This is a genomic window from Streptomyces sp. NPDC050617 (assembly GCF_040654795.1).
In the GTDB taxonomy this organism is placed as follows: domain Bacteria; phylum Actinomycetota; class Actinomycetes; order Streptomycetales; family Streptomycetaceae; genus Streptomyces.
The window spans coordinates 253209-276994 of the sequence record NZ_JBFAIS010000006.1 but is presented as its reverse complement, the minus strand read 5'-3'; the positions used below and the strand labels follow the sequence as shown (position 1 = coordinate 276994).

8 protein-coding genes are annotated in these 23786 nt (G+C 74.0%); 3 read left to right on the top strand and 5 right to left on the bottom strand.

Annotated elements, in window-relative coordinates; all coding sequences use genetic code 11:
- Positions 1-124: 124 nt before the first annotated feature.
- A complete protein-coding gene (locus AB0I49_RS11365; protein ID WP_363226640.1) occupies positions 125-9976 on the bottom strand; it encodes an SDR family NAD(P)-dependent oxidoreductase in 9852 nt (3283 codons plus the stop codon).
- A complete protein-coding gene (locus AB0I49_RS11360) occupies positions 9976-13860 on the bottom strand; it encodes an amino acid adenylation domain-containing protein (RefSeq protein ID WP_363226639.1) in 3885 nt (1294 codons plus the stop codon). The genes AB0I49_RS11365 and AB0I49_RS11360 overlap by 1 nt, the downstream gene beginning before the upstream one ends.
- A gap of 977 nt (positions 13861-14837) precedes the next feature.
- On the opposite strand from AB0I49_RS11360, the gene AB0I49_RS11355 reads away from it, so the two are divergent.
- The 3 genes from AB0I49_RS11355 to AB0I49_RS11345 all read left to right on the top strand — a co-directional run bounded on the left by AB0I49_RS11355 (position 14838) and on the right by AB0I49_RS11345 (position 20984).
- A complete protein-coding gene (locus tag AB0I49_RS11355; protein WP_363226638.1) occupies positions 14838-17855 on the top strand; it encodes an amino acid adenylation domain-containing protein in 3018 nt (1005 codons plus the stop codon).
- Between the two features lie 80 nt (positions 17856-17935).
- Positions 17936-18610 carry a 4'-phosphopantetheinyl transferase superfamily protein gene (locus AB0I49_RS11350; protein WP_363226720.1) on the top strand — a complete coding sequence of 225 codons (675 nt, stop codon included), beginning with the start codon at positions 17936-17938 and terminating at the stop codon, positions 18608-18610.
- A gap of 154 nt (positions 18611-18764) precedes the next feature.
- Entirely contained in the window at positions 18765-20984 is a 2220-nt protein-coding gene (locus AB0I49_RS11345) for an NADP-dependent isocitrate dehydrogenase (protein WP_363226637.1), read from the top strand.
- A gap of 78 nt (positions 20985-21062) precedes the next feature.
- Here the strand turns inward: AB0I49_RS11345 and AB0I49_RS11340 are convergent, their stop codons facing one another.
- From AB0I49_RS11340 to AB0I49_RS11330, 3 genes are all read right to left on the bottom strand, one after another.
- Entirely contained in the window at positions 21063-21758 is a 696-nt protein-coding gene (locus AB0I49_RS11340; RefSeq protein ID WP_363226636.1) for an HAD family phosphatase, read from the bottom strand.
- A 25-nt stretch (positions 21759-21783) separates the two neighbouring features.
- Positions 21784-22266 (bottom strand): Lrp/AsnC family transcriptional regulator, encoded by a 483-nt coding sequence (locus AB0I49_RS11335; RefSeq protein WP_363226634.1) that lies wholly within the window; start codon positions 22264-22266, stop codon positions 21784-21786.
- 151 nt (positions 22267-22417) lie between these two features.
- Complete coding sequence (locus tag AB0I49_RS11330; RefSeq protein WP_363226719.1) at positions 22418-23785, bottom strand: aldehyde dehydrogenase family protein; 1368 nt, start codon at positions 23783-23785, stop codon at positions 22418-22420.
- Between the last annotated feature and the right edge of the window lies 1 nt (position 23786).

The following is a 23786-nucleotide window of genomic DNA, read 5'->3' as shown; positions in this document are numbered from 1 at the left end:
CCTGTCGTGGGCGGGGCCGGTCCGTGCCCGGCGCCGCTCCGTGGCCGGTGTCATCCCGTCCGTATCCCGTGTCGTCCCGCAGCGGCTGTCGTCCCGGCTGTCCTCCCATGGCCCGTACCCGGTGTCAGCGCGGCGCGGGGTCCGGCAGCGACGCGGCGTTGATGGCGTCGGCCACCGACTGCACCTGCGGCGGCCGGACGATGCTGTAGTGGGTGGTGTCGAGGACGTACGAGCTCGCGGGCTCCGGCAGCAGCGCCCGCCACCGCTCCTGCTGCTCCCGCGGCGAACCCAGCGCGGGCAGACCCGCCACCGGCCGCCCGGCGAGCCACAGCCGGCTCGGCGTGCGGGACAGCGGCGGCGGTTCGTGGCGCGCCATACCCGCCATATTGGCGCGGCAGCAGCGCGCCAGCCGCTCCGCGTACGCCGCCGCCTCCCGGCTCGCGGACGATCCCGCGCCGCCCTGGCCCAGTTCGTGGGCGAAGACCGCTTCGAGCTGCGACTCGTCGTACGCGGCGAAGCGCGGCCCGGCGTCCGGCGGCGGCGGGTCCACCAGGTAGAGCCCGGCCGCCGGGCGGCCCGCCGCCTCCGCCTCGGCCGCCATCGACTGCGCCACCCAGGCCCCGAAGGACCAGCCCGCCAGCTGCCGGCGCCACTCGCCGTGCGGGAAGCGGGCCTGGAGCGCGGCGTGGTAGCGGCGCGCCCGTTCGGCCAGCGACCAGGCGGGCGGGTCGGGGCGGAGCAGTCCGGGGTCGGCGATCAGGCAGACGGTGAGGCGCGGATCGAGGGCCGAGACCAGCGCCCGGTACGCCTGGATGTCCCCGCCCACCGGGTGGACCAGGCACAGCACGTCGCGTCCCTCGCCCGGCTGCCAGACCTCCAGCGTCACGGGGGCCTCGGCCGACTCCGCGGTGGATGCCGCGGTCTGCTGCCAGGCGGGCGATTCGGCGGGCGCCGCCGCCTCGCCGAGGCGGGCCAGCACCTCGGAGAGGCTGACCTGGTGGCTCAGCTGGGACAGTTCCAGGTCGACGCCGAAGTGCTCCTTCACCTCGCCGATCAGGTCGAGGAGCGTCAGCGAGTCGGCGCCGTGGTCGTAGAGCGAGGCGGCGGGGTCGAGTTCGTCCAGGCCCAGCCAGTCGCACAGCCGGCCGGAGAGCTGATCGGCTGCCGAAGCCGAAGCCGAAGCCGAAGCCGAAGCCGGGGCGGGGGAGGGGGATTCGCTGATCACGGCCTTGAGCGCGTCGGCCTTGAGCGCGTCGGCCTTCGGAACGTCCGCCTTCGCAACGTCGGCGTCCGGTGCGTAGAAGACGCGCGCCCGCTGGATGTCGGTCGTGGAGACCAGCAGCTGCGGCAGTTGCAGCTGGAGCGCCTGCGCGAACAGCCGCTGTCCTTCCTTCACCGCCAGGCCGACCGTCAGATGCGCCTGGTGCCGGGCGTCCGACCGCAGTGCGTGCCGGGCCATGCCGACCTCGCTCCAGATGTCCCAGTCCACGCCGATCCGCACCGTGGTCTCGGACTCCTCGGCCCGGTGCCGGGCGAAACCGTCCAGGAGGCCGCCCGCGGCGGCGTAGTCGAGCTGGCCGATGCCGCCGAACTGCGCGGCCATCGACGAGCAGTACACCGCGAACACCGGCCGGTGACGCTCGATCAGCCGCTCCACCAGCAGGGCGCCGCGCACCTTGCCGGCCATGGCCCGGCCCATCGCGGCGGCGTCGCGCCGGGCGATCAGACTGCCGGCCCCGGCGCCCGCGGCGTGCACGACGCCGTCGATCCGGCGGGCGTATGCGAGACCGTCGAGCCGGTCCATGATCTCCTCGGGGGCCGCCTCGGACAGATCGGCCTCGATCAGCTCGACGCGGTCCGCCCACGGCACCAGGTCGGCCGGCAGCTCCGGCCGCCGGGCCAGCAGGAGCACGCGGCAGTCGGACCGCTCCAGCAGCCAGGCCGCGACGCTGCCGCCGATGCCGCCGGTACCGCCGAGGATCAGATACGTGCCGCCCCGCGCCGGCAGTGCGAAGGGCGCCGTCGCGGCGGGTGCGGGAACCGGCAGCAGCGCCTGATGCCACCAGTAGCCCTGGCGCAGCGCCAGGCGGCGCGGCAGCGCCATGGCGGCGTCGGCTCCGGCGAGGAGGGCCGGGAGCAGCGGCGCCCAGTCGGCCGGGTCGGCGCTGGGCAGGTCCAGCCAGCGGCCGTCGACCGCGCACTCCTGCGGCGCGACCTCGCAGACCCCGGCCAGCAGGCCGGACTCCGGGCGCTCCACGGCCCCTTCGACCGGTTGGGCGCGGTACGAGAGCCACCAGGGGCGCAGCCGGGCGGGCCACGACAGGCCGCCGACCGCCTGGAGCAGGGCGGCCGGGGTGTCCACGCAGGCCCATTGGGCCCGCGCGAGCGCGTCCTCGCCCACCGGGCCGTCGACGGCCAGCGGCAGCGCGTGCAGCCAGTCGACGCCCGCCGCGCCCGCCTCGGACAGTTCGTCCAGGAGCTGCCGCAGCGACCGCGGGTCGGCGGGGTCGACCTCGTACGCGTCCTCGCCGAGCCGGGCGAACGCGTCCGCCGCGCTGACCCGCACCACCCGCTCGTACGCCGCCGCGAAGGGGCGCAGTGCCTCGGGCGGCAGCGGGGCGGCCGTCATCGCCACCAGCAGGCCGGGGGCGGCGGAGGCGGCACCGGCGGTGGCGCGGCCCAGCCGCACCCAGTGCGGCTGGTGCAGCCAGTCGGCCTCGGGCAGCCGCTGCGGCGCCTCCCGGCCGGCCGCGCCGGAGGGCCCGGAAAGCTCTGAGGACGCTGAGGGCTCCGCGGGCTGGGAGAGATCTGATGATTCGGAGGGCATGGAGGGTTTGGCGCGTTCGAAGCCGTAGTCGGCCAGCGCGAAGGCGGGCGGCGGGAAGTCCCAAGGCGCCGACGCCGGTCCGGCGGGCCACTGAAGTGCGGCCCCCGCCAGCCAGGCGGCGACCGTCTCCTCGGACGTCAACTCCTCGGCTCGGACGGCGACTTCCTCCCGCAGTGATCTGGACGTCCGAGCCGTCTCGGAAGGTGCCACGTCACCGGCCCCGACCGCGCGCAGCCAGGTCACCGCGTCCGAAGCGTCGGCGCAGACCGCCGCCGCCCGCAGGCGCCGCTGTACGCGACCGGCCTGGAGGTGGCGCAGCACCCGCCCGTACGCCTCGGGCCGGGCCGCCAGATAGTCGGCGATCCGCAGGGCGTCGGCGCGCAGCCCGGCCGTGCTGCTGCTGGAGAGCATGAGGCACGGTCCGGCGGCGGTCGGCGGCGGCGCGGATTCGGCGGCCTCCAGGACCAGATGGGCGTTGGTGCCGCCGATGCCGAAACTGCTCACCGCCGCGACCCTGGGCCGCCCGGCGGGCCACGGCCCGGAGCGGGTGGGGATGCGGAACGGCGCGAGATCGGCGGCGAGTCGCGGGTTGGGGCGGTGGAAATCGACGTTGGGCGGTATCACCCCGTGGTGGACGGCGAGGGCGGCCCGTACGAGCCCGATCACGCCCGAGGCCGCGCCCAGGTGGCCGATCTGGCTCTTCACCGACGCCAGTGCGCAGCTCTCCGGCCCGGTCGGGCCGAACGCCTGGCGCAACGCGCCGACCTCGACCGGGTCGCCGAGCTGGGTGCCGGTGCCGTGCGCCTCCACGTAGCCGACGTCGGCGCCGCTCCGGCCGCTGCGGCGCAGCGCGGTGCGGATCGCCTCGCGCTGCCCGGCGAGCGAGGGCGCGCTGTAACTGAGCTTGCCCGAACCGTCGTTGTTGAGGGCCGAGCCGGTGATCACCGCGTAGACGGTGTCGCCGTCCCGGCGCGCCAGCCGCAGCGGCTTGAGCACCACCACGCCGACGCCGCTGGCCCCGATCGTGCCGCTGGCGTCGTCGCTGAACGGGCGGCAGTGCCCGTCCTTGGAGAAGATGTGCTGCGGCCGGTACCGGTAGCCGTCCCCGAGCAGCGTGTCGACGAGCACGCCCCCCGCCAGCATCACATCGGCGTCGCCCTGCCGCAGCAGCCCGGCGGCCACGTGCACCGCCGTCAGCGAACTGGCGCAGGACGCCTGCACGGTGAGGGCCGGGCCCGTCAGATCGAGGTGGTAGGCCACCTTGGTGGCGAGAAAGTCCTTCTCGTGGTGGAGAGCGAGCTGAAAGCCGTCGGGCAGCCGGTCCGGATCGGCGTCGCGGAGCATGGACTGGAAGTAGGTGTTCTCGCCACAGCCGGCGACGATGCCGATGCGCCGGCGCCCGGCTGTCGGCGCGGCGTCGGTCGCACCGGGGGCGCCAAGAGTGCCAGGGGGCCCGGCGGTGTCGGCGGAATCGGCGGTTCCGGCGGAATCGGCGGTCGCGGCCGTCTCGGCGGCCCAGTCGGTCCCCGTGATGCCCGCGTGGGCCAGCGCCTGGACGGAGGTCATCAGCAGGTGGCGCTGCTGGGGGTCCATCAGCCGTGCCTCCTGGCGGCTGAGGCCGAAGTGCTCGGGGTCGAAGGAGAGCAGGCCGTTCATCCAGCTGCGGGCGCCGACCAGGCCGTCGGCGGCGTCGAAGTGTTCGATGCCTCGGCCGCCGCTCTCCACCATCTCCCAGAAGGAAGCCAGGTCGTCGGCGCCGGGCACGCGTACCGCCATGCCGACGACGGCCACGGGTTCATCGACCGTTCCAGTCGTTCCGGCCACTTCGGGCCCTCCGGCCGTCTCGCGGGCGGTCGCCTCAGCCGTGGCAGCGGAGGCGGCGGCAGCCGTGGCAGCGGAAGTGGCAGCGGTCGTCGCAGCGGCCGTCGGTCCGTCGAGGAAGCGGGCCAGCCGCCCGATGGTGACGTGCTCGAACAGGTCGGGGATGGAGAAGCGGAGGTCCGGTTCGGCCTGGCAGCGCAGGTGGAAGCGCATCAGGTCGAGACTGGTCGCCCCGGCGTCGAAGAAGCGTTCCTCCGGGCCGATCGGTCTGCCGACGGCCGCCTCGAACAGCTCGGAGAGCCGCGCCTCGCGCGCGGAGCGCACCGCGGGCTCCGCTGCGCGCGGCCGCAGTTCCTCGCCGGGCGCGGTCAGCGCCAGCCGCCGGTCCAGCTTGCCGCTCGGGGTGAGCGGCAGCGCGTCGAGGAGCCGGAAGCGGTCGATACGCGCGTACGACGGCAGCAGCGGTTCCAGATGGGCCGTCAGCTCCTCGCGGGTGGGCCGCGGGGACCCGGCACGGCACTGGAGGCAGGCCGTCAGCCGCTCGCCGTCCCGTACCACCACCGCGTTCACGACGGCCGGATGGCTAAGCAGGGCCGCCTCGACCTGGCCGAGCTCCAGCCGGTGGCCGCTCAGTTTGATCTGCTGGTCGTCGCGGCCGAGGTAGTGCAGCAGGCCCTGCCGGTCGAACCGCGCCCGGTCGCCGCTGCGGTAGAAGGTCCCCAGGCCGGGTACCTCCACGAAGCGTTCCTCATTGAGCGCCGGATCGCCCAGATAGCACGGCGTGACCATCGTGCCGCCGATCAGCAGCCGGCCGGGGCAGCCGGGCGGCACGGTCTCGCCGGACTCGTCGACGACGCGCAGCCAGGCGCCGGGCACGGGGCGGCCGATGGCCGGGCGGGCCGGCCAGTCCGCCGGGTCGCCGTCCAGGCAGAGGCCGCTGACCACGTGCGTCTCGCTCGGCCCATAGTGGTTGAACAGCCGCGCGCCGGGCATTCCCGCGAACCAGCGACGGATGGCGTCGGTGCACAGCAGCTGCTCGCCCGCCGAGACCACCTCCCGCAGCCGGGAGGGGAAGCGGCCCAGCCGCACGCCGTGTTCGGCCAGCATGTGCAGGGCCACATAGGGCATGAACACCCGCTCGGCGCCGGCCGCTTCGAGCTGTTCCAGGAACGCCGGGGCGTCCTGCCGCCAGCGCGGCTGTACGAGCGTGAGGCAGCCGCCCCCGCACAGGGTGCTGAAGACCTCCTGGAAGGACACGTCGAAGGACAGCTTGGAGAACTGCTGCGTGACGGCGCCGCCGGGCAGGCCGCCCGGCCCCGTCTGCCAGTGCAGCAGGTCGCACAGCGTACGGTCCGGCACCTGCACGCCCTTGGGCGTACCGGTGGAACCCGAGGTGAAGAGGGTGTAGAGCGGCCGGCGCCCGTCATGCGGCGGGAGCTGCGGCGCGGCGGCGCCCGACAGCACCACCGGGTGGCGGGGCAGGCCCTCCGGGGCGATCGCGTCGACGTCGGCCTCGCCGCCCGGCGCCACCAGCACGCACAGCGGATCCACCTGGTCCAGGATCTGCCGCAGCAGCGCCGGGGGATAGGACGGGTCGAGCGGCACGATGGTGAGGTTGAGCCGGGCCAGCGCCAGCACCGACACCACGTGCTCGACGGACGGCTCGAAGTGCAGCGCGACGCGGCACGGCAGGCCGTCGTAGTCGCGCAGCGGGAAGCGCGTACGCAGCTCGGCGGCGAGCGCGGCGGAGTACGCGTCGAGTTCGGCGTAGCTCAGGGTGCGGTCGCCGTCCGCGAGCGCCGGTGCCTTCGGCGCCCGGCGGACCTGGCGGGCGAACCCGTCGGCCACCGTGGTGAATTCCGGCGTCAGCGCGGGGGCGCGGCCGGGGTCCGGCAGGCCGCGCCGGTACGGGGCCACCAGCTCGGCCAGGGTCTCCGTGCCGCCTTCGGCCAGGCTGTCCAGGGCGCGCCGGAACAGCCCGTCCAGGGCCCGTATCTCCGCGGCGTCGAACTGGCCGTCGGCGTACTCCCACAGGCAGTCGAAGCCGGCACCGCGCTCGACCACGGACAGTGTGAGCGGGCACTTCGCGTCGGCCGCCGCCGGCCACAGGGGCCGGGAGCGGCAGCCGGGCAGCGCCAGCGCGTCGAAGTCCGTGTTCTCCAGGACGAACATGAAGTCGAAGGGCGGGCCGTCGGCGCGGGGGCCCTGGTCGGCGAGGACGTCGGCCAGCGCCACGTCCTGCCGGTCCAGTACGCGCTGGGCGGCGGTCCCGTGCCGCCGTAGCTGGGCGCGCAGGCGCTCGGCCGGGTCCAGGTCCAGCGGCAGCAGCACGGTGTTGGCGAACATGCCGACGCCGGATTCGAAGTCCTGCACCGGGCGGTTGGCCACCGGTCCGGCGATCCGCGGGCGGCTGCGGCCGGTCACCCCGTACAGGCTCCAGGCGAACACGCCCAGCAGCACCTGGAACCGGGTGAGCCCCAGCTCCGTGCCCAGCCTGTCGAGCGCGTCGCGCCGGTCCGGGCCGAGCGAGGTGTGCAGCAGCCGGCCGGCGCCGCGGGCCGGGACGGGGCTCGGGTCGAACGGCGGCTCGGCTTCGTCGGGTTCGGGGCGGCCGTAGTGCTCCGCGAGCGCGGTGCGCTGGGCCCGGTAGGCGGGCCGGGTGAACCAGTCGGCCTGCCAGGCCGCGTAGTCGAGCGGCGTGGGGACGAGCCCGGTCGCGCTGCCCTCACCGCCCCCGTCATCTTCCGTTCCGCTCAGCGCGGCGGCGTAATCCGCCGAGAGCTCGCGGAAGAGGACGTTGAGCGACCAGCCGTCGACGGCGATGTGGTGCAGGCGGAGCAGCAGCACGCCACCGCCCTCGGCGGGCAGCCAGCACGCCTGGAACAGCCGCGGCCGCCCCAGGTCGAAGGGCTCACCGAAGAACCGGTCGGCGACAGCACGCCAGTCGGCTCCGCCGTCGGCAGTTTCTGGGGCGCTGGCAGGTCCCGCGCCGCCGGGTTCTGTGCCGCGCGGTTCCGCGCGGTCGTGCCCCGCGCCGCCGTGCGCTGCGTCGCCCTGCACCGGGCCGCCGGTCTCCGCGCCGTCCAACTCCGCCCCGCCCGGCGCCGGCGCCGCTATCCAAGGGTCGTACGGCTCCGCCACCACCTGCCGCAGGCCGTCCGGTGCTGCCTCGAAGGCGGTCCGCAGGGCTGGGTGGCGGGTCACCAGTCGGCGCAGTGAGCGGCGGAGCGCGGCGGTGTCGACGGCGCCGTCGATGCGGAAGGCGAGTCCTACGTTGTACGCGCGCGAGTGCGGGGCGCGCTGCTGGAGGAGCCACAGCCGCTGCTGCTCGGACGTGGCGGGCGCGGAGCGCGCGCCCGAGGGCGGGGCGGGCGTCGGGTACGGGGACTCGCCCTCCTCCCGGCCCGCCGCGATCTCGGCGGCCAGCTCCTCGAAGGTCGCGCGCAGGACGAGGGCCTGCGGCACCTCGCGGTCCCAGCGCCGCCGGATCTCGAAGCGCAGCCGCAGCGCCTTGAGGGAGTCGCCGCCGTTCGCGATCCAGCGGTCGCCGAGCCGCAGCCCCGAGGCGCCCAGCACCCGGCCCGCGAGGCCGAGGACCTCGCGCTGGAGGCCGGTGGCGGCCGGGTCGTCCGACTCGTCGCGCCGCCAGGGCGCGCCGGAGCGGCGCAGCAGCGCGGCCTCGTCGACCTTCCCGTTGGCGGTGCGCGGCAGTTCGTGGACCCGGTGGAGCCGGTGCGGGCGCATGTACGCGGGCAGACCGGCGGCGAGGTGCCGGTCGAAGTCGTCGAAGGACAGGTCGGCGCCCAGCACCAGATAGGCCAGCAGCTCGTTCGCCCCGTCGGTCGCGTCGCGGCGGGCGCAGACATGGGCCTGCCGCACCGCCGGGTGGGCGGTGATCCGCGCCTCGATCTCGCCCGGCTCGATGCGGAAGCCGCGTACCTTGACCTGCCGGTCCACGCGCCCCACGTACGTGATGAGCCCGGTGGCGTCCTGGCGTACCAGGTCGCCGCTGCGGTAGTAGCGGGCGCGGCCGCCGTCGAGCCAGGGCAGCCGGACGAACCGGTGCGCGGTCTCCTCGGGCAGATTGCGGTAGCCGGCGGCCAGCGCCTCGCCCGTGATGAGGAGTTCGGCCGGCTCGCCGGCCTCGGCGCGCCGGACGCCGTCGACCACGGGCACCGCCTCGGTGCCCGGCAGTGCGCGCCCGATCGGCACCACCTCCCCGTCGAAGTCGCGGGGGATGGCGTGGCAGACGGCGAAGGTGCTGGTCTCCGTCGGGCCGTACCCGTTGTGGAGCACGGTCCGGCTGTCCGGGTTGTCCCGGTACCAGCGGCGGATGACGCGGGCGTTGAGCTGCTCTCCGCCCACCAGCACCTGGCCGACGGTCGAGAAGCAGTGCGGGACCTTGTCGACCACCGCGTTGAACAGCGCGGCGGTCATGAACAGCGCGTCGATCCGCTCGCGTTCCAGCGCGGCCGCCAGCAGTTCGGGGTCCTGCACGGTCTCGCCGTCGAGGATCACGCAGCTGCCGCCGGTCAGGAGAGGCACCCACACCTCGAAGCTGAGCGCGTCGAAGGCGGGGTTGGACACGCCGGCGAAGCGCAGGGGAGCGTCCAGCCGGATCCAGCCCGGCCGCGCCAGCCGCAGGATTCCGGCGTCGCGGACCTCGACCCCCTTGGGCAGGCCGGTGGTGCCCGAGGTGTAGAAGAGGAACGAGAACGGGGCCTGGACATCCGGCGGTTCGGGCGCCTCGACAGAACCGGCGGCATCAGCGACATCAGCGATATCAGGGGCACCGGAGACACCGGCATCGGCGATATCAGCGACATCAGGGGCACTGGAGACACCGGCATCGGCGACACCACCGACACCGACACTGACACCGCCACCAGCGGCCTCGGCCCCCCGCCCCTCGCCGAGCAGCGCGCCCACGTCCAGCGCCGCGACATCCGCGGGCAGCCCGCCCAGCCCCGCCGCCCCGTGGAGCACCGCGACGCTCGCCGAGTCCGCGAGGATGTGGCGGCGGCGCTCGGGCGGGCTCTGCGCGTCCAGCGGTACGACCGCCGCGCCCAGCCGCAGGATGCCGAGCATGGCGCAGATCAGCTGCCAGGAGCGCGGCAGGCAGACCGCGACGGCCTGGCCCGGCCCGACGCCGCGGCGGCGCAGGGCGCGGGCGACGGCGGCGCTCGCGGCGTCGAGCCCGGCGTAGTCGAGCACCGTCGCGCCGTCGGCGACCGCGACGGCGGCCGGGGTGCGGCGGGCCTGGGCGAGCACGTTCCGGGCGAGGCCGGCCGCCGGGCGGTCGGCCGGAGGTTTCGATGAGGGTGCCATCAGTTCTCCCGCGCCGGGACCGGATCGGGCCTCCGCTCTGGCGGCGGCTGCGTACGGGACGCCGTGATGCGGGCCAGTTCGGCCTCGATCACCGCGGCCACCTGCGGAATCCCGTCGTCCTCCAGGAGCTCCCAGTGGTCGCAGGTCATCGGCTCCACCAGGTAGTCGCCCTCGGCGCGGCGGCGCCAGAAGGCGCGCACGTCGGCCAGGAAGTCCTCCTCCGCGCCCTCGACGGCCTGCATCAGGTACAGCCGGGCCGTGGTCGACGGCGGCTGGTAGTGGCGCGCGGACTCCCGGTTGTGGCAGTAGATGCGGTAGTACTGCTCGATCTGCTCGTCGTCGATGCCCGGGTACATGCCGTTGAACTTGACGAGCTTGTCGCGGAACTCGGCCATGCTCACGTGCTCGATGCCGGGGCGGTTGTCCGGGTCGTCGCTGCCCTGCGCGTCGAGCAGGACGACGCTGAACCCGGTGCGCCCGGCCTCCGCGAGCTGCCGCCCCATCTCGTGGGCGATGAGCCCGCCGAAGGAGAGCCCGGTGATGACCAGCGGGCCGTCCGGCAGCGGTTCGATGAGCCGCAGATAGGACTCGGCCATGGCCTCGACCGTGGGCAGGAACGTCTCGCCGGGGTTCACGCCGGGCGACTGGATGCCGTAGACGCCGCAGTCCGGTCCCAGCGCCTTGGCGAGGGACAGATAGCAGAAGGCGGTGCCGCCCGCCGGGTGGACGCAGACCACTTGGGCCCCGCTGCCCCCGCGGAACTCGATCAGGTTGCTCGGCGGCCTGCCGTCGGCGCCCCGCCGCAGCCGTCCGCCCAGCTCCTCGATGGTCGGGTGCAGCATGATGTCCCGCAGCGGCAGGTTCTCGCCGAACTCCTCCTGGACGGCGTGGGCCATCTTGATCGCGGAGATCGAGCTGCCGCCGATGTCGAAGAAGCTGTCCCGGATGCCGATCCGGGAGCGCAGCAGCAGCCGCTGCCAGATCTGATAGAGCTTCAGCTCGATGTGGTCGCGCGGGCTGGCCGTGTTGACCACGACGGGTCCGCCGTCGGCGGCCCGCTCCAGCAGCGCCGCGCGGTCGAGCTTGCCGTTGACGGTCAGCGGCAGGCTCGGCAGCTCCACGAAGAGCGCCGGGATCATATAGCCCGGCAGCCGCCGGGACAGCGCCTCCCGCCACTCGGCGGCCGACCACGGCTCCTCGTCGCCCCGGCCGACGCAGGCCACCAGCCGCTGCTCGCCGGTCGGCCCGTGGTCCGCCAGCACCGCCGCCTCGCGGACGCCGGGCTGCTCCAGCAGCACCGCCTCGATCTCGCCGGGCTCGATGCGGAAGCCGCGCAGCTTGACCTGGCGGTCGCCGCGGCCGAGGAACTCGATGTCGCCGTCCGGCAGCCGCCGTGCCAGGTCGCCGCTGCGGTACATCCGCTCACCGGGTACGAACGGGTCGGGTACGAACCGCTCGGCGGTCAGGTCCGGCCGGCCCAGGTAGCCGCGGGTCAGCCCCGCGCCGCCGACGTAGAGCTCGCCCGCCACGCCGACCGGCACCGGCTCCAGCCGCTCGTCGAGCAGGTAGACGCGGGTGTTGGCCAGCGGCCGACCGATGGGGCACTGCCGCGCCGCGGGTGTCGGGTCGACGTAGGCGGTGCAGTAGACCGTGGTCTCCGTCGGCCCGTAGCCGTAGAGGACGCGCAGTTCGGGCATCAGCCGCGTCATGCGGTACAGCGCCCCCTCGGGCAGCGACTCCACGCCCGTCAGCAACTGCCGTACCTTCAGCCCCGCCAGGCGCTCCTCGGGGGCCTCGTCGATCCACTTGACGAAGGCCGGCGGCAGGAACGTCTGCACGATGCGGTGCGTGCGCAGCCAGTCCATCAGCGCGCCCGGATCGCCGCGCAGCTCCTCCGGCACCAGGTGCAGGGTGCCGCCGGTGGTCAACGGCAGCAGCGTCTCCTGCACCGAGGAGTCGAAGCCGATGCTCGACCAGAGCGCCGCGCCCTCGCCGGGCTCGGCGCCGAACTGCCCCAGCCCGTGGTCCAGCAGGTTGAGCACATTGCCGTGGGTCGCCGCCACGCCCTTGGGCCGGCCCGTCGAACCCGACGTGTAGATCACATAGGCCAGCCCGTCCGGGTCGTTCACGATGCCGGGCGGCTCCTCGCTCCCGCCCTCGGCCTCGACCGCCGTCAGCGGCGACCAGCCCGCGGGCGGCTCGGCGGCGTCGCTCAGCACCAGGGCGGCGTCCGCCACCATCTCCGTCAGCCGCTCCAGCGGCAGGACGGGATCCATCGGCACATAGGCGGCGCCGGCCTTGAGGACGCCCAGGATGCCGACCACCAGACCGGCGGAGCGCCCGACGTGCAGGCCGACCCGCTGTCCGGGGCGTACCCCGCGGGCGGTCAGCGCGTGCGCCAGCCGGTTGGCGCGCCGCTCCAGCGTGCCGTAGTCCAGCTGCTCACCGGCGCTCACCAGCGCCGCCCGGCCGGGGTTCGCCCGAGCCTGCGCCTCGAAGCGCTCGACGACCCCGCCCGGCGCACCGGCCCGGACGCCGCCGTTCCAGTCCACCAGCGCCTGCCGCCGCTCCCGCTCGTCCAGCAGCGACACGGCCCGCGCCGGGCGCGCGGCGTCCTCCGCCATCCGCGTCAGCACCCGCCGCAGGTAGCCGCCGTAGCGCTCCGCGGTCGCGGCGTCGAAGAGGGCGCCCGCGTAGTCCAGGCTGCCGGTGATGCGGCCGTCCTCCTCCGACAGCGTCAGCGTCAGGTCGAACTTGGCCACCGCGTACGGGGATTCCAGCGGCGACACCTCGACGCCGGGCAGGGACAGGTCGCCGCCCTCGTCGCTCTGCCAGGCGAACATCGTCTGGAACAGCGGCGTATGGGCCTGGCTGCGCGGCGGGTTGACCAGCTCCACGACCCGCTCGAACGGCAGGTCCTGGTGGTCCATCGCGGCCAGCGCGGTGGTACGCACTCGCTTGAGCAGCTCGGCCACGGCCGGCCCGCCGGACAGGTCGATCCGCAGCGCCAGCGTGTTGACGAAGAAGCCGATCAGGCCCTCCAGTTCGCTGCGGCGGCGGTTGGCCACGGGCGTGCCGATCACCACGTCGTCCTGGCCCGACAGCCGGGAGAGGGTCAGCGCCCAGCCGGCCAGCACGGTCATGTACAGCGTGCTGCCGTTGCGGCGGCCCAGCTTCTTGAGCGCGTCGGTGAGCTCCGCGCCGAAGTCGAGCCGCACCGACCCGCCGCGGTAGTCCTGCTCGGCCGGGCGCGGCCGGTCCGCGGGCACCTCCAGCAGCGCCGGGGCCGCCGCCAGCGCCGACTTCCAGTACTCGCCCGCCGCGGCCGGACCGTCCTCGGACAGCCACCGCCGCTGCCAGGCGGCGTAGTCCGCGTACTGCACCGGAAGGGGCGGCAACGGGTCCTCCTCGCCGCGCCGGAACGCGGCGTACAGCTCCCCGAGCTCCCGCGTCAGAACCGTCATCGACCAGCCGTCCGACGCGATGTGATGCAGCGTCAGCATCAGGACGTGGTGGTCTTCGCCCAGCGTGACCAGCCGCCCGCGCGCGGGCGCGGCCCCGGCCAGGTCGAACGGCTCGCCCGCCTCCTCGCGCGCCAGCTCCCCGAGCCGCTCCTCGGCGTCGGGCAGCCCGGACAGGTCGTGGGCGCGCAGGGAGAACCCCTCGTCGGCCGGACCGACCACCTGGAACGGCGTGCCGGCCGTGGCGACGAACCGGGTCCGCAGCACCTCGTGCCTCGCGGCCAGCGCGTCGAGAGCGCGGGTCAGCGCCGTCCGGTCCAGCGGGCCGCGGAGCCGGAGCGCCAGCGGCATGTGGTACGCCTCGCTCGCGCCCGGCAACTGCGCCAGAAACCACAGCCGCTGCTGGGAGAAGGACAACTCCATTGGCGCCGCGCGGTTCTTCAGCGGTTCGATGGCGGTCTGCTTCCGCGTCGCGGAGGGGCGATCGGAAGCAGAATTACGGAACGTCTGATTCGCCGACAAAACCAGCCCTTTCCCTGTGGGGGAGGCTCAATCACTTCGGATCATTGTGGATCGCTGGATGACTTCGGTTCGCTTCGGTTCAGTGGACCACTGGGCATCATGAGGTATTGACGCGATTGATCGCATGTCCCTGCCGCTTCACCGCGAACGGCACAACCCCAACCGCGGCCGTGACAGTCTGTCGAACCCCTTCCGACGCCCCGGAGTTCGTCCGAATGCCGATTCCTGTAAACGTCCGCGCGGCACCGGGCGGCAGGGCGCCGGGGCCGCGGCACCGGCGCCCCGGCGCGTACGGCCCCGTGCCGTGCACGGGCCGGAGCGGGGCGTAACCGGCGCGGGCGCACAGGGATTGACGGGGATTACTGGGAAGTGTCGTTCTGCTCACGGCGGGCTTCTGTTTCCCTCACGGTTTCCTCGCGGCGGCGGTATTCCGGATTCGGGGCTCTGCTCGCGATGCTTCCGCTAACGCATGACCGCCTCCGGGGCCCCCGTGGTCGCTTTGGGCCGCCGGCCGCCGCCGGTCCGGCCGGCGCCGCAAGTGCCCATGGTGCGCACCAACTTTCCGTGCTGCCGGACAGATATCGCTACGGACACGGCGCCCGGTTCGAGTGCTGTGGTGGCCGCTTGGTCACCCAGGGATGATCGATCAGGTTCGCTGAGTGTGTCAATGGTCGATGGTTCCGCTTCCGCTTCCGCCCTGCTTCGGTTTCGGCGATGGCCGCGTAATACGCGCCCCGAACCCGGGAACGTCGTCGCTAAACGTTGCGGATTCCGATCGCAATGAGGCAGATTGAGGGCGCCTCGCAGACGTGGGACCCCACCAGGCCGCAGCACAAGAGCTCAACACCGACCACCACGACGGCTCCAGGACGTGTTCGATGAACGAAGCTCCAGCAAGTCCGCGACCCCCGGAACACCCCGGACACCCCGCGCGCCCCGCGTCCGCCGCGCAGAGCGGGATCTGGTTCAACGAGTCACTCACGGACTGCGGCGCCGTGCACAACATCGCGTTCACCGTCCGCCTCGACGGCGACCTCGACATCCCGGCGCTGCGCCGCGCGTGCGCCGCCGTCGTGCGCACGCACTGGCAGCTCGGCTGCGCCGTCCAGGACCGGGCCGGGGTGCCCCACCTCGTACCGGCGCCGGTCCAGCCGCCGGAACTGGCCGTCGAGCCGGAGCGCCCGGACGCCCTGCGCGCGTACACGGCCGCGCCCTTCGACCTCGCCCGCGGCCCGCTGTTCCGGCCCGTGCTCCAGGTCATCGGCCCCCGCGCGCACCGGCTGCTCCTGAACGTCCATCACATCGTCTTCGACGGCCTGTCGATGGAGACGTTCGTGACCGACCTCGCGGCGCGCTACGAGGCCGAGACCGCGGGCGGCGACCCCGGACCGCCGGTCCCCGTGCCCGAGGAGCCGGCCGGCGCCGAGGAGGAGCGGATCGCCGCCAAGCTGCCCGCCGCGCGCGCGTACTGGGCGCACCACCCCGTCGGCGACGACGACGTCGTGCTCCCCGGCCTGGAGCGGCCCGCCGAGGGAGTGAGCGACGGAGCCACGGTGGAGTTCCGGCTCCCCGACGAACTCCGCGCCCGGCTCCGGCCGCTCGCCGAGCGGATCGGCGTGAGCCGCTTCGAACTGCTCACCGCGGCCTTCCACGCGGTCCTCTTCCGCTACGGCAACAAGACGCCCGTCACCGCCCTCGACCTCGGCACCCGCACCCCCGGCCAGAGCCGCCACATCGGCGTACACGTCAACGAACTGCCCTTCGCCTCCGCGCCCGAGGGCGGCACGCCCTTCGAGGACTTCGCCCGCGCCGTACGGGCCGGACTCCGCGAGCTGTACGAGGTGCGCGAGGTGCCGCTCGGGCGGACCGGGGCCAGGTTCCGGCCGGGCGTCGCGCTCGCGCCCGTGACGATGTCCTACCGCCGGATGGGCCCAGCGCCCCGCTTCGGCGGCCTGGACGCGTCGGTGGAGTGGCAGATCTCCAACAACACCGCCCGCAACGCGCTCCGCGTCGAGCTCACCGACTCCGCCGACGGATTCGACGTGATGATCCAGTACCCGCCCGACGCCATGACGCGCGAGGGCGCTGAGAGCGTCGGCCGGCACTGGCGCGCGGTCCTCGACCACGTCACCGCCGCCCCCGCGACCCCGCTGGCCGACCTGCCGCTGCTCGCCGGCGACGAGCGCGAGCGGCTGCTGACGGGCTGGAACGACACCGCCAGGGATTACCCGGCCCGCACGGTCCCCGAGCTGATCGCCGAGCACGCCGCCCGTACCCCCGACGCCGTCGCCGTCGTCCACGCGGACCGGCGGCTGACCTACGCGGAGCTGGACGCCGACGCGGCGCGGCTCGCCGCCCGCCTCCACGGCAAGGGCATCGGCAAGGGCGCGCTCGTGGCCGTACGGGCGAGCCGCTCGGAGCGGCTGCTCGTGGCCCTGCTCGGCATCCTCAAGGCCGGAGCCGCCTACGTCCCGCTCGACGCGGAGTATCCCGGCGAGCGGCTGAAGTACGTCATGGAGGACTCCCGCGCCGTCGTCGAGCTGACCGACGCCGACCTGGAGCCCTCCGCCGACGACGGCCCGGCGGCCCCCGCGGCGGCCGGGCCCCCGGCCCCCGACGACCTGGCCTATGTCATCTACACCTCCGGCTCGACCGGCCGCCCCAAGGGCGTCCAGATCGAGCACCGCTCCCTGACCAACCTGCTGCACTCCGTCGAGGAACTGCTCGGCGCCCGGCCCGCCGACACCTGGCTGGCGCTGACCTCGGTCTCCTTCGACATCTCCGGCCTGGAACTCTTCCTCCCGCTGATCACCGGCGCCACCGTGGTCGTCGCGAGCGAGAGCCAGACGCGCGACGGCGCCGAGCTCGGCGCCCTCGCGGCCCGGCACGCGGTCACCCATGTCCAGGCGACCCCCACCGGCTGGGCGATGCTCCTCGACAGCGGCTTCGACGCCCCCGGCGTCACCGCCCTCGTCGGCGGCGAGGCGCTGCCCCTGGCCTTCGCCCGCCGGCTGCGCCCGACCGTCGCGCGGCTCGTCAACGTCTACGGGCCGACCGAGACCACGATCTGGTCGACGTCCCAGGAGATCGGCCCCGCCCCGGAGCGGGTCACGATCGGCCGCCCGCTGGCCAACACCCGCACGTACGTGCTCGACGAGCGACTGTCGCCGGTCCCGCCCGGCGTGCCCGGCGACCTCTATATCGCCGGGGCCGGACTCGCCCGCGGCTACGTCGGCAGGCCGGACCTGGACGGCGAGCGGTTCCCGCCCGGCCCGTACGGGCCCGCGGGCAGCCGGATGTACCGGACCGGCGACCGGGTGCGGCACCGCCCCGACGGACAGCTGGAATTCCTCGGCCGCTCCGACGACCAGATCAAGCTCAGGGGCTACCGCATCGAACTCGGCGAGATCGAGTCGCGGCTGCTCGCCGCGGACGGCGTGGACCGGTCCGCCGTCGCGGTGCGCGACGGCCGCCTCGTCGGCTACCACGTCGGCGGCGCGGACCCGGGCGGCCTGCGCCGGGAGCTGGCGGCGGCGCTGCCCGCGTACATGGTCCCCGAGGTCTTCGTCGCCCTGGACGCCCTGCCGACGACGCCGAACGGCAAGCTCGACCGGGCGGCGCTGCCCGAGCCGCCCGAGTCCGCCGCCGCGGCGTCGGCGGGCGCGGACAGCCCGCTGGAGGCGGTCCGCGAGATCTGGTGCGAGGTGCTGCGGCTGCCCACCCTGGGGGACACAGAGGACCTCTTCGACCTCGGCGGCCACTCGATCACCATGACCCAGATATCCACCCGCATACTGGAACGGCTCGATGTGGACGTCCCGCTGTCCGCCTACTTCGACGAACCGACCGTACGGGGCATCGCCGCCGTGGTAGCCGACCTCCAGGAGGCGCAGTGACCGGCACGAGCCGCGACGAGCGGACGGACGTACCGCCGCCCCGCGGGCCCCGGGACGACGGGCGCGGCAGCGGACCCGCGATGCTCGCCGAGCTGCTGCCCGCCGCGGCCGAGTCGGCCGAGTCCTTCGAGGACCCCGCCGACGCCTTCCTCTTCCCCGAAGAGGAGGCGCTGATCACCAGGGCCGTCGACAAGCGGCGCCGCGAGTTCACCACCGCCCGGCACTGCGCCCGGCAGGCCCTCGCCCGGCTCGGCCGGCCCCCGGCCCCCCTGGTGCACGGCGAGCGCGGCGCCCCCGCCTGGCCCGAGGGCGTCGTCGGCTCCATGACGCACTGCGACGGCTACCGCGCGGCCGCCGTCGCACGGCGGGCGGATATCGCCTCCCTCGGCATCGACGCCGAGCCGCACGGCCCGCTCCCCGAGGGCGTGTACGAGTCCATCGCCCTGCCCGCCGAGCAGCGCCGCCTCGACGGCCTGGCCGGGGTCCGGCCCGACGTGCACTGGGACCGGCTGCTGTTCAGCGCCAAGGAGTCCGTCTACAAGACGTGGTTCCCGCTGACCGGCGCCTGGCTGGACTTCCACGAGGCCCACCTGGAATTCGACGCCGCCGAGGGCGCGGCCGAGGGCACGTTCGCCGCCCGGCTGCTGGTGAGCCGCGACGACCCCGAGGGCCGCGCCCTCACCGGGTTCCAGGGCCGCTGGCTCGTACGGGACGGGCTGGTCCTCACCGCCATCGCGTACCCGCCGGCCGCCTGACGCCCGCCTCACGTCCGCCTCACGCCCGTACGAAGGGCTCCGTTCCGCCACCGCTCCCTCTCGCGCACCGGGAGGGGCAGGGCCCTGTCGAGAGGGGGGCGGCCACGGGATATCTTGATATCAAGCAATGTTGCAGACGTGGAGCGGAGCACCGGTGACTGACTCGACCATCATCTACACGCACACCGACGAGGCCCCGGCCCTGGCGACGTATTCGTTCCTGCCTGTGGTCGAGGCATACGCCTCGACGGCCGGGGTCGCCGTCGAGAGCCGTGACATCTCCCTCGCCGGCCGCATCCTGGCGGGCTTCCCGGAGCGCCTCACCGAGGACCAGCGGGTCGCCGACGCGCTCGCCGAACTCGGCGAGCTGGCCAAGACGCCCGGCGCGAACATCATCAAGCTGCCGAACATCTCCGCCTCGATCCCGCAGCTCAAGGCGGCCATCGCGGAGCTCCAGGGCCAGGGCTACGCGCTGCCCGACTACCCGGACGACCCGAAGACCGACGAGGAGCGCGACATCCGCGCCCGCTACGACAAGGTCAAGGGCAGCGCCGTCAACCCGGTCCTGCGCGAGGGCAACTCCGACCGCCGCGCCCCCGCCTCGGTGAAGAACTACGCCAAGGCGCACCCGCACCGCATGGGCGCCTGGACGGCCGACTCGAAGACGAACGTCGCCACCATGGGCGCCGACGACTTCCGCTCCACCGAGAAGTCCGCCGTCATCGCCGAGGACGGCTCGCTCCGCATCGAGCTGGCCGGGGACGACGGCACCACCACCGTGCTCCGCGAGTCGGTGCCGGTCCTCGCGGGCGAGGTCGTGGACGCCTCCGTGCTGCGGGTCGCCCCACTGCGCGAGTTCCTCACGGCGCAGATCGCCCGCGCCAAGGCCGAGGGCGTGCTGTTCTCGGTGCACCTGAAGGCCACGATGATGAAGGTCTCCGACCCGATCATCTTCGGCCACGTGGTGCGCGCCTTCTTCCCGAAGACCTTCGCCGAGTACGGCGAGACGCTGGCCGCGGCCGGCCTGACCCCGAACGACGGCCTCGGCGGCATCCTCAAGGGCGCCGCCGCCCTCCCCGAGGGCGCGGCGATCAAGGCGTCCTTCGACGCCGAGCTGGCCGAGGGCCCCGAGCTGGCGATGGTCGACTCGGACCAGGGCATCACCAACCTGCACGTGCCGAGCGACGTCATCGTCGACGCCTCCATGCCGGCCATGATCCGCACCTCCGGCCACATGTGGGGCCCGGACGGCGGCGAGGCGGACACCCTCGCGGTGCTCCCCGACAGCAGCTACTCCGGCGTCTACCAGGCCGTCATCGAGGACTGCCGGGCGAACGGCGCCTTCGACCCGTCGACCATGGGCTCCGTGCCCAACGTCGGTCTGATGGCGCAGAAGGCCGAGGAGTACGGCAGCCACGACAAGACCTTCGAGATCCAGACCACCGGCACCGTGCGGGTCGTCGACGGCGGCGGCGCCGTGGTGCTGGAGCAGACCGTGGGCGCCGGCGACATCTTCCGCATGTGCCAGACCAAGGACCTGCCCATCCAGGACTGGGTCAAGCTGGCCGTCACCCGCGCCCGCGCCACCGGCAACCCGGCCGTGTTCTGGCTCGACGAGGACCGCGCGCACGACGCGAAGCTCATCGAGAAGGTCCGCACCTACCTCGCCCAGCACGACACCGAGGGCCTGCGGATCGAGATCATGACGCCCGTCGAGGCGACCGCGTTCTCCCTGGAGCGCATCCGCCGCGGCGAGGACACCATCTCGGTCACCGGCAACGTGCTGCGCGACTACCTGACCGACCTCTTCCCGATCCTGGAACTCGGCACGAGCGCCAAGATGCTCTCGGTCGTCCCGCTCATGAACGGCGGCGGGCTGTTCGAGACGGGCGCCGGCGGCTCCGCGCCCAAGCACGTCCAGCAGCTCGTCAAGGAGAACTACCTGCGCTGGGACAGCCTGGGCGAGTTCCTCGCGCTGGCCGTCAGCTTCGAGCACCTCGCGCAGACCACGGGCAACGCGCGCGCCCAGGTGCTCGCGGACACCCTCGACCGCGCGACGGCGACCTTCCTCAACGAGGACAAGTCGCCGAGCCGCCGCCTCGGCGGCATCGACAACCGCGGCAGCCACTTCTACCTGGCGCTCTACTGGGCCCAGGAGCTGGCCAAGCAGACCGAGGACGCGCAGCTCGCCCAGGCGTTCGCGGCCCTCGCCAAGACGCTGGCCGAGCAGGAGCAGACCATCGTCGACGAGCTGATCGCGGTACAGGGCTCGCCCGCCGAGATCGGCGGCTACTACCAGCCCGACCCGGCCAAGGCCGCGGCCGTCATGCGCCCGTCGGCGACGCTCAACCAGGCGCTGGCGACGCTCGCCTGATCGCCCGCTGCTGAGCGCTACGCGCGCGTACCGCCCCGGCCGGAGCCTCGTTCCGGCCGGGGCGGTGTGCTGTGGCCGTCAGGAGACGGGCGTCGGCCGGACGGTCCAGTCGTACGCGGCCTGGGCGCTGAACTCCGACTGCCCGCCCGCGAAGAGCAGCCCGGCCGTCGCGAACGCCGGATCGTCGGCCGTGCCCGGCACGTACGGAATGGCGACGCAGCGCATCCCGGCGCGGTGCGCGGCCTCGGCTCCGGGCGGCGCGTCCTCCAGGACCACGCAGTCCGCGGGCGCGGCCCCCAGCCGCCGGGCCGCCTCCAGGAAGATGTCCGGCTCGGGCTTCCCGGCGGCCACCTCCTCCGCCGACACATAGGTCGTCAGCTGCGCGTCGAGCCCGGTGGCCGCCAGCACCGCGCCGATCGCCTCGCGGGAGGAGCCGGACGCCACCGTCATCGGCACCCCGGCCGCGTACAGCCGCTTCACGAAGTCGCGCATCTCGGGGAAGACCTCGGTACGCGCCCCGGCCAGCTCCAGATACGCGCGGTTCTTCGCGGCGAGCAGCTCCTCGACCGGCGCGTCGATCCGGTACTCGCGGCGCAGCGCGGCGAGCGTCTCGCGGGTGCCGATGCCGATGAAGCGGGTGTGCTGCTCCCAGCTGAAGTCGGTCACGCCGTACTGGGCGAGGACCCGCCGTCCCGCTTCGTAGTAGTTCGGCTCGCTGTCCACGAGCGTTCCGTCGAGATCGAAGATGACCGAGGTGTTCTGGGCAGTGCTCATACTCCCCAGGATGCCAAGCCCGCGATCACGAGGGACGGCGGCCCGCGCGCCCGACGGCGTCCACGAGCGGCAGCATCCGATGCGGTACCCGCTCGCGCAGCGCCACCTCGGTGCTCGTCCGCACCACGCCGGGCAGCTGGATCAGCCGCTGGATGACGTCCTCCAGGTGCGCGGCGTCGCGGGCCACGACGCGCGTCAGCAGATCGCCGCCGCCCGTCGTCGAGAACGCCTCGATGATCTCCGGAACGCCCGCGAGCGCGTCGCCCACGTCGTTGAGCCGTCCCTGGGTCACCTCGATGTGGACGAAGGCGAGCACGGGGTGGCCGAGGGCGGCCGGGGACAGCCGCGGCGCGTACGCCGTGATCACCCCGTCCCGCTCCATGCGGTCCAGCCGCGCCTGCAAGGTGCCGCGTGCGATGCCCAGCGTGCGCGCGTACTCCCGCACGCTGGTGCGCGGCTGCTCCAGGAGCAGCCGGAGGATCTTCGCGTCGAGCTCGTCCACGGCCATGGGCCGCGCCTCCGAATGGTCGGGAAACGGTCCGAGGACTGTACCAATGGCCCAACCGCCGGGCCGTCGGCCCGGCCGCTCGTCGGTGCCGTGGAGGCCGGCACCTCATCATGAGGTGCCAGCCTCCACGGCTGAGGGGGGGAGACGCCTGTCAGCCGAGCGGCACGTCCAGGCGGGCCTTGCGGTGGCTGAACGTGGCGATGGAGTACGGGCCGTGATAGCTGCCGAGCCCGCTCTCGCCGACGCCGCCGAACGGCAGCTCCGATACGCGCAGATGGGCCATCGGCAGCCCGAAGCCGAGCCCGCCGGAGGACGTCTCGTCGGCGAGCCGCCGCCGGGTGGTGTCGTCCTCGGTGAAGCCGTACAGGGCGAGCGGCTTGTCGCGGTCGTTGATGAAGCCGATCGCCTCGTCGAGACCGGAGACGGTCAGGATCGGCAGCACGGGGCCGAAGATCTCCTCCGCCATCACCGGCTCGTCGGGCCGTACCCCGGTGAGCACCGTCGGCTCGATGTAGAGGTCGTCCCGGTCGGTCCGCCCGCCGAAGGCCGTCGTCCCGGAGCCGAGCAGGGCGGCCACCCGGTCGAAGTGCCGCTGATTGACGATGCGTCCGTACGCCGGCGAGGACTGCGGGTCCGCGCCGAACAACTCCTCCACGGCCTCGCCGAGCGCTCGCGCGAGCGCGGGAGCGGTCTCCGGGTCGGTCAGGACGTAGTCGGGGGCGACGCACGTCTGCCCGGCGTTGCGGAACTTGGCGCCCGCCAGCCGCGTGGCGACGGCTTCCACGCTGACGTGCCGGTCCACGAACACCGGCGACTTCCCGCCCAGTTCGAGGGTGACGGGCGTCAGATGCTCGGCGGCGGCCCGCATCACGATGCGGCCGACGGCGCCGTTGCCGGTGTAGAAGATGTGGTCGTACCGCTGGGCGAGCAGCGCGGTGGTCTCCGGCACGCCGCCCTCGACGACGGCGACGGCGTCCGTGTCCAGATACCGCGGCACCAGGGCCGCCATCGCCGCGGAGGTGGCCGGGGTGACCTCGCTCGGCTTGAGGAGCACCGCGTTGCCCGCCGCCAGCGCCCCGGCGAGCGGCGCGAGCAGCAGTTGGACGGGGTAGTTCCACGGCGCGATCACCAGGACCGTGCCGAGCGGTTCGTACCGCGTGCCCGCCGTCGAACCCTCGGGCAGCCCCGCGAGCGCGCCGGCCGCGAGCGGCTGCGGGCTCAGCCACTGGGCCAGGTGCTCAAGGGTGTGGTCGATCTCCCGCACCGTGAAGTCGACCTCGGCGGCGTACGTCTCGGCGTGCGGCTTGTGCAGGTCCGCGTGGACGGCGTCGGCTATCGCCTCGCGGTTCTCGGTGAGCAGGTCGCGCAGCCGGGTGAGCTGCCGTACGCGCCAGTCGAGCGGCTTGGTGCGGCCCGTACGGAAGGCGGCGCGCAGCCGCCCGACGAGCGCCGCGGCGTCCTCGGCGGTGAACTCGGCAGCGGTCTCAGCGGTCTCAGCGGTCTCAGCGGTCTCAGTGATC

Bases quoted from the DNA above. Each gene is read 5' to 3' on its own strand.
- AB0I49_RS11335 (WP_363226634.1), bottom strand. From the start codon at position 22,266: ATGGCCGTGGACGAGCTCGACGCGAAGATCCTCCGGCTGCTCCTGGAG.
- AB0I49_RS11355 (WP_363226638.1), top strand. From the start codon at position 14,838: ATGAACGAAGCTCCAGCAAGTCCGCGACCCCCGGAACACCCCGGACAC.
- AB0I49_RS11340 (WP_363226636.1), bottom strand. From the start codon at position 21,758: ATGAGCACTGCCCAGAACACCTCGGTCATCTTCGATCTCGACGGAACG.
- AB0I49_RS11365 (WP_363226640.1), bottom strand. From the start codon at position 9,976: ATGGCACCCTCATCGAAACCTCCGGCCGACCGCCCGGCGGCCGGCCTC.
- AB0I49_RS11350 (WP_363226720.1), top strand. From the start codon at position 17,936: ATGCTCGCCGAGCTGCTGCCCGCCGCGGCCGAGTCGGCCGAGTCCTTC.
- AB0I49_RS11360 (WP_363226639.1), bottom strand. From the start codon at position 13,860: ATGGAGTTGTCCTTCTCCCAGCAGCGGCTGTGGTTTCTGGCGCAGTTG.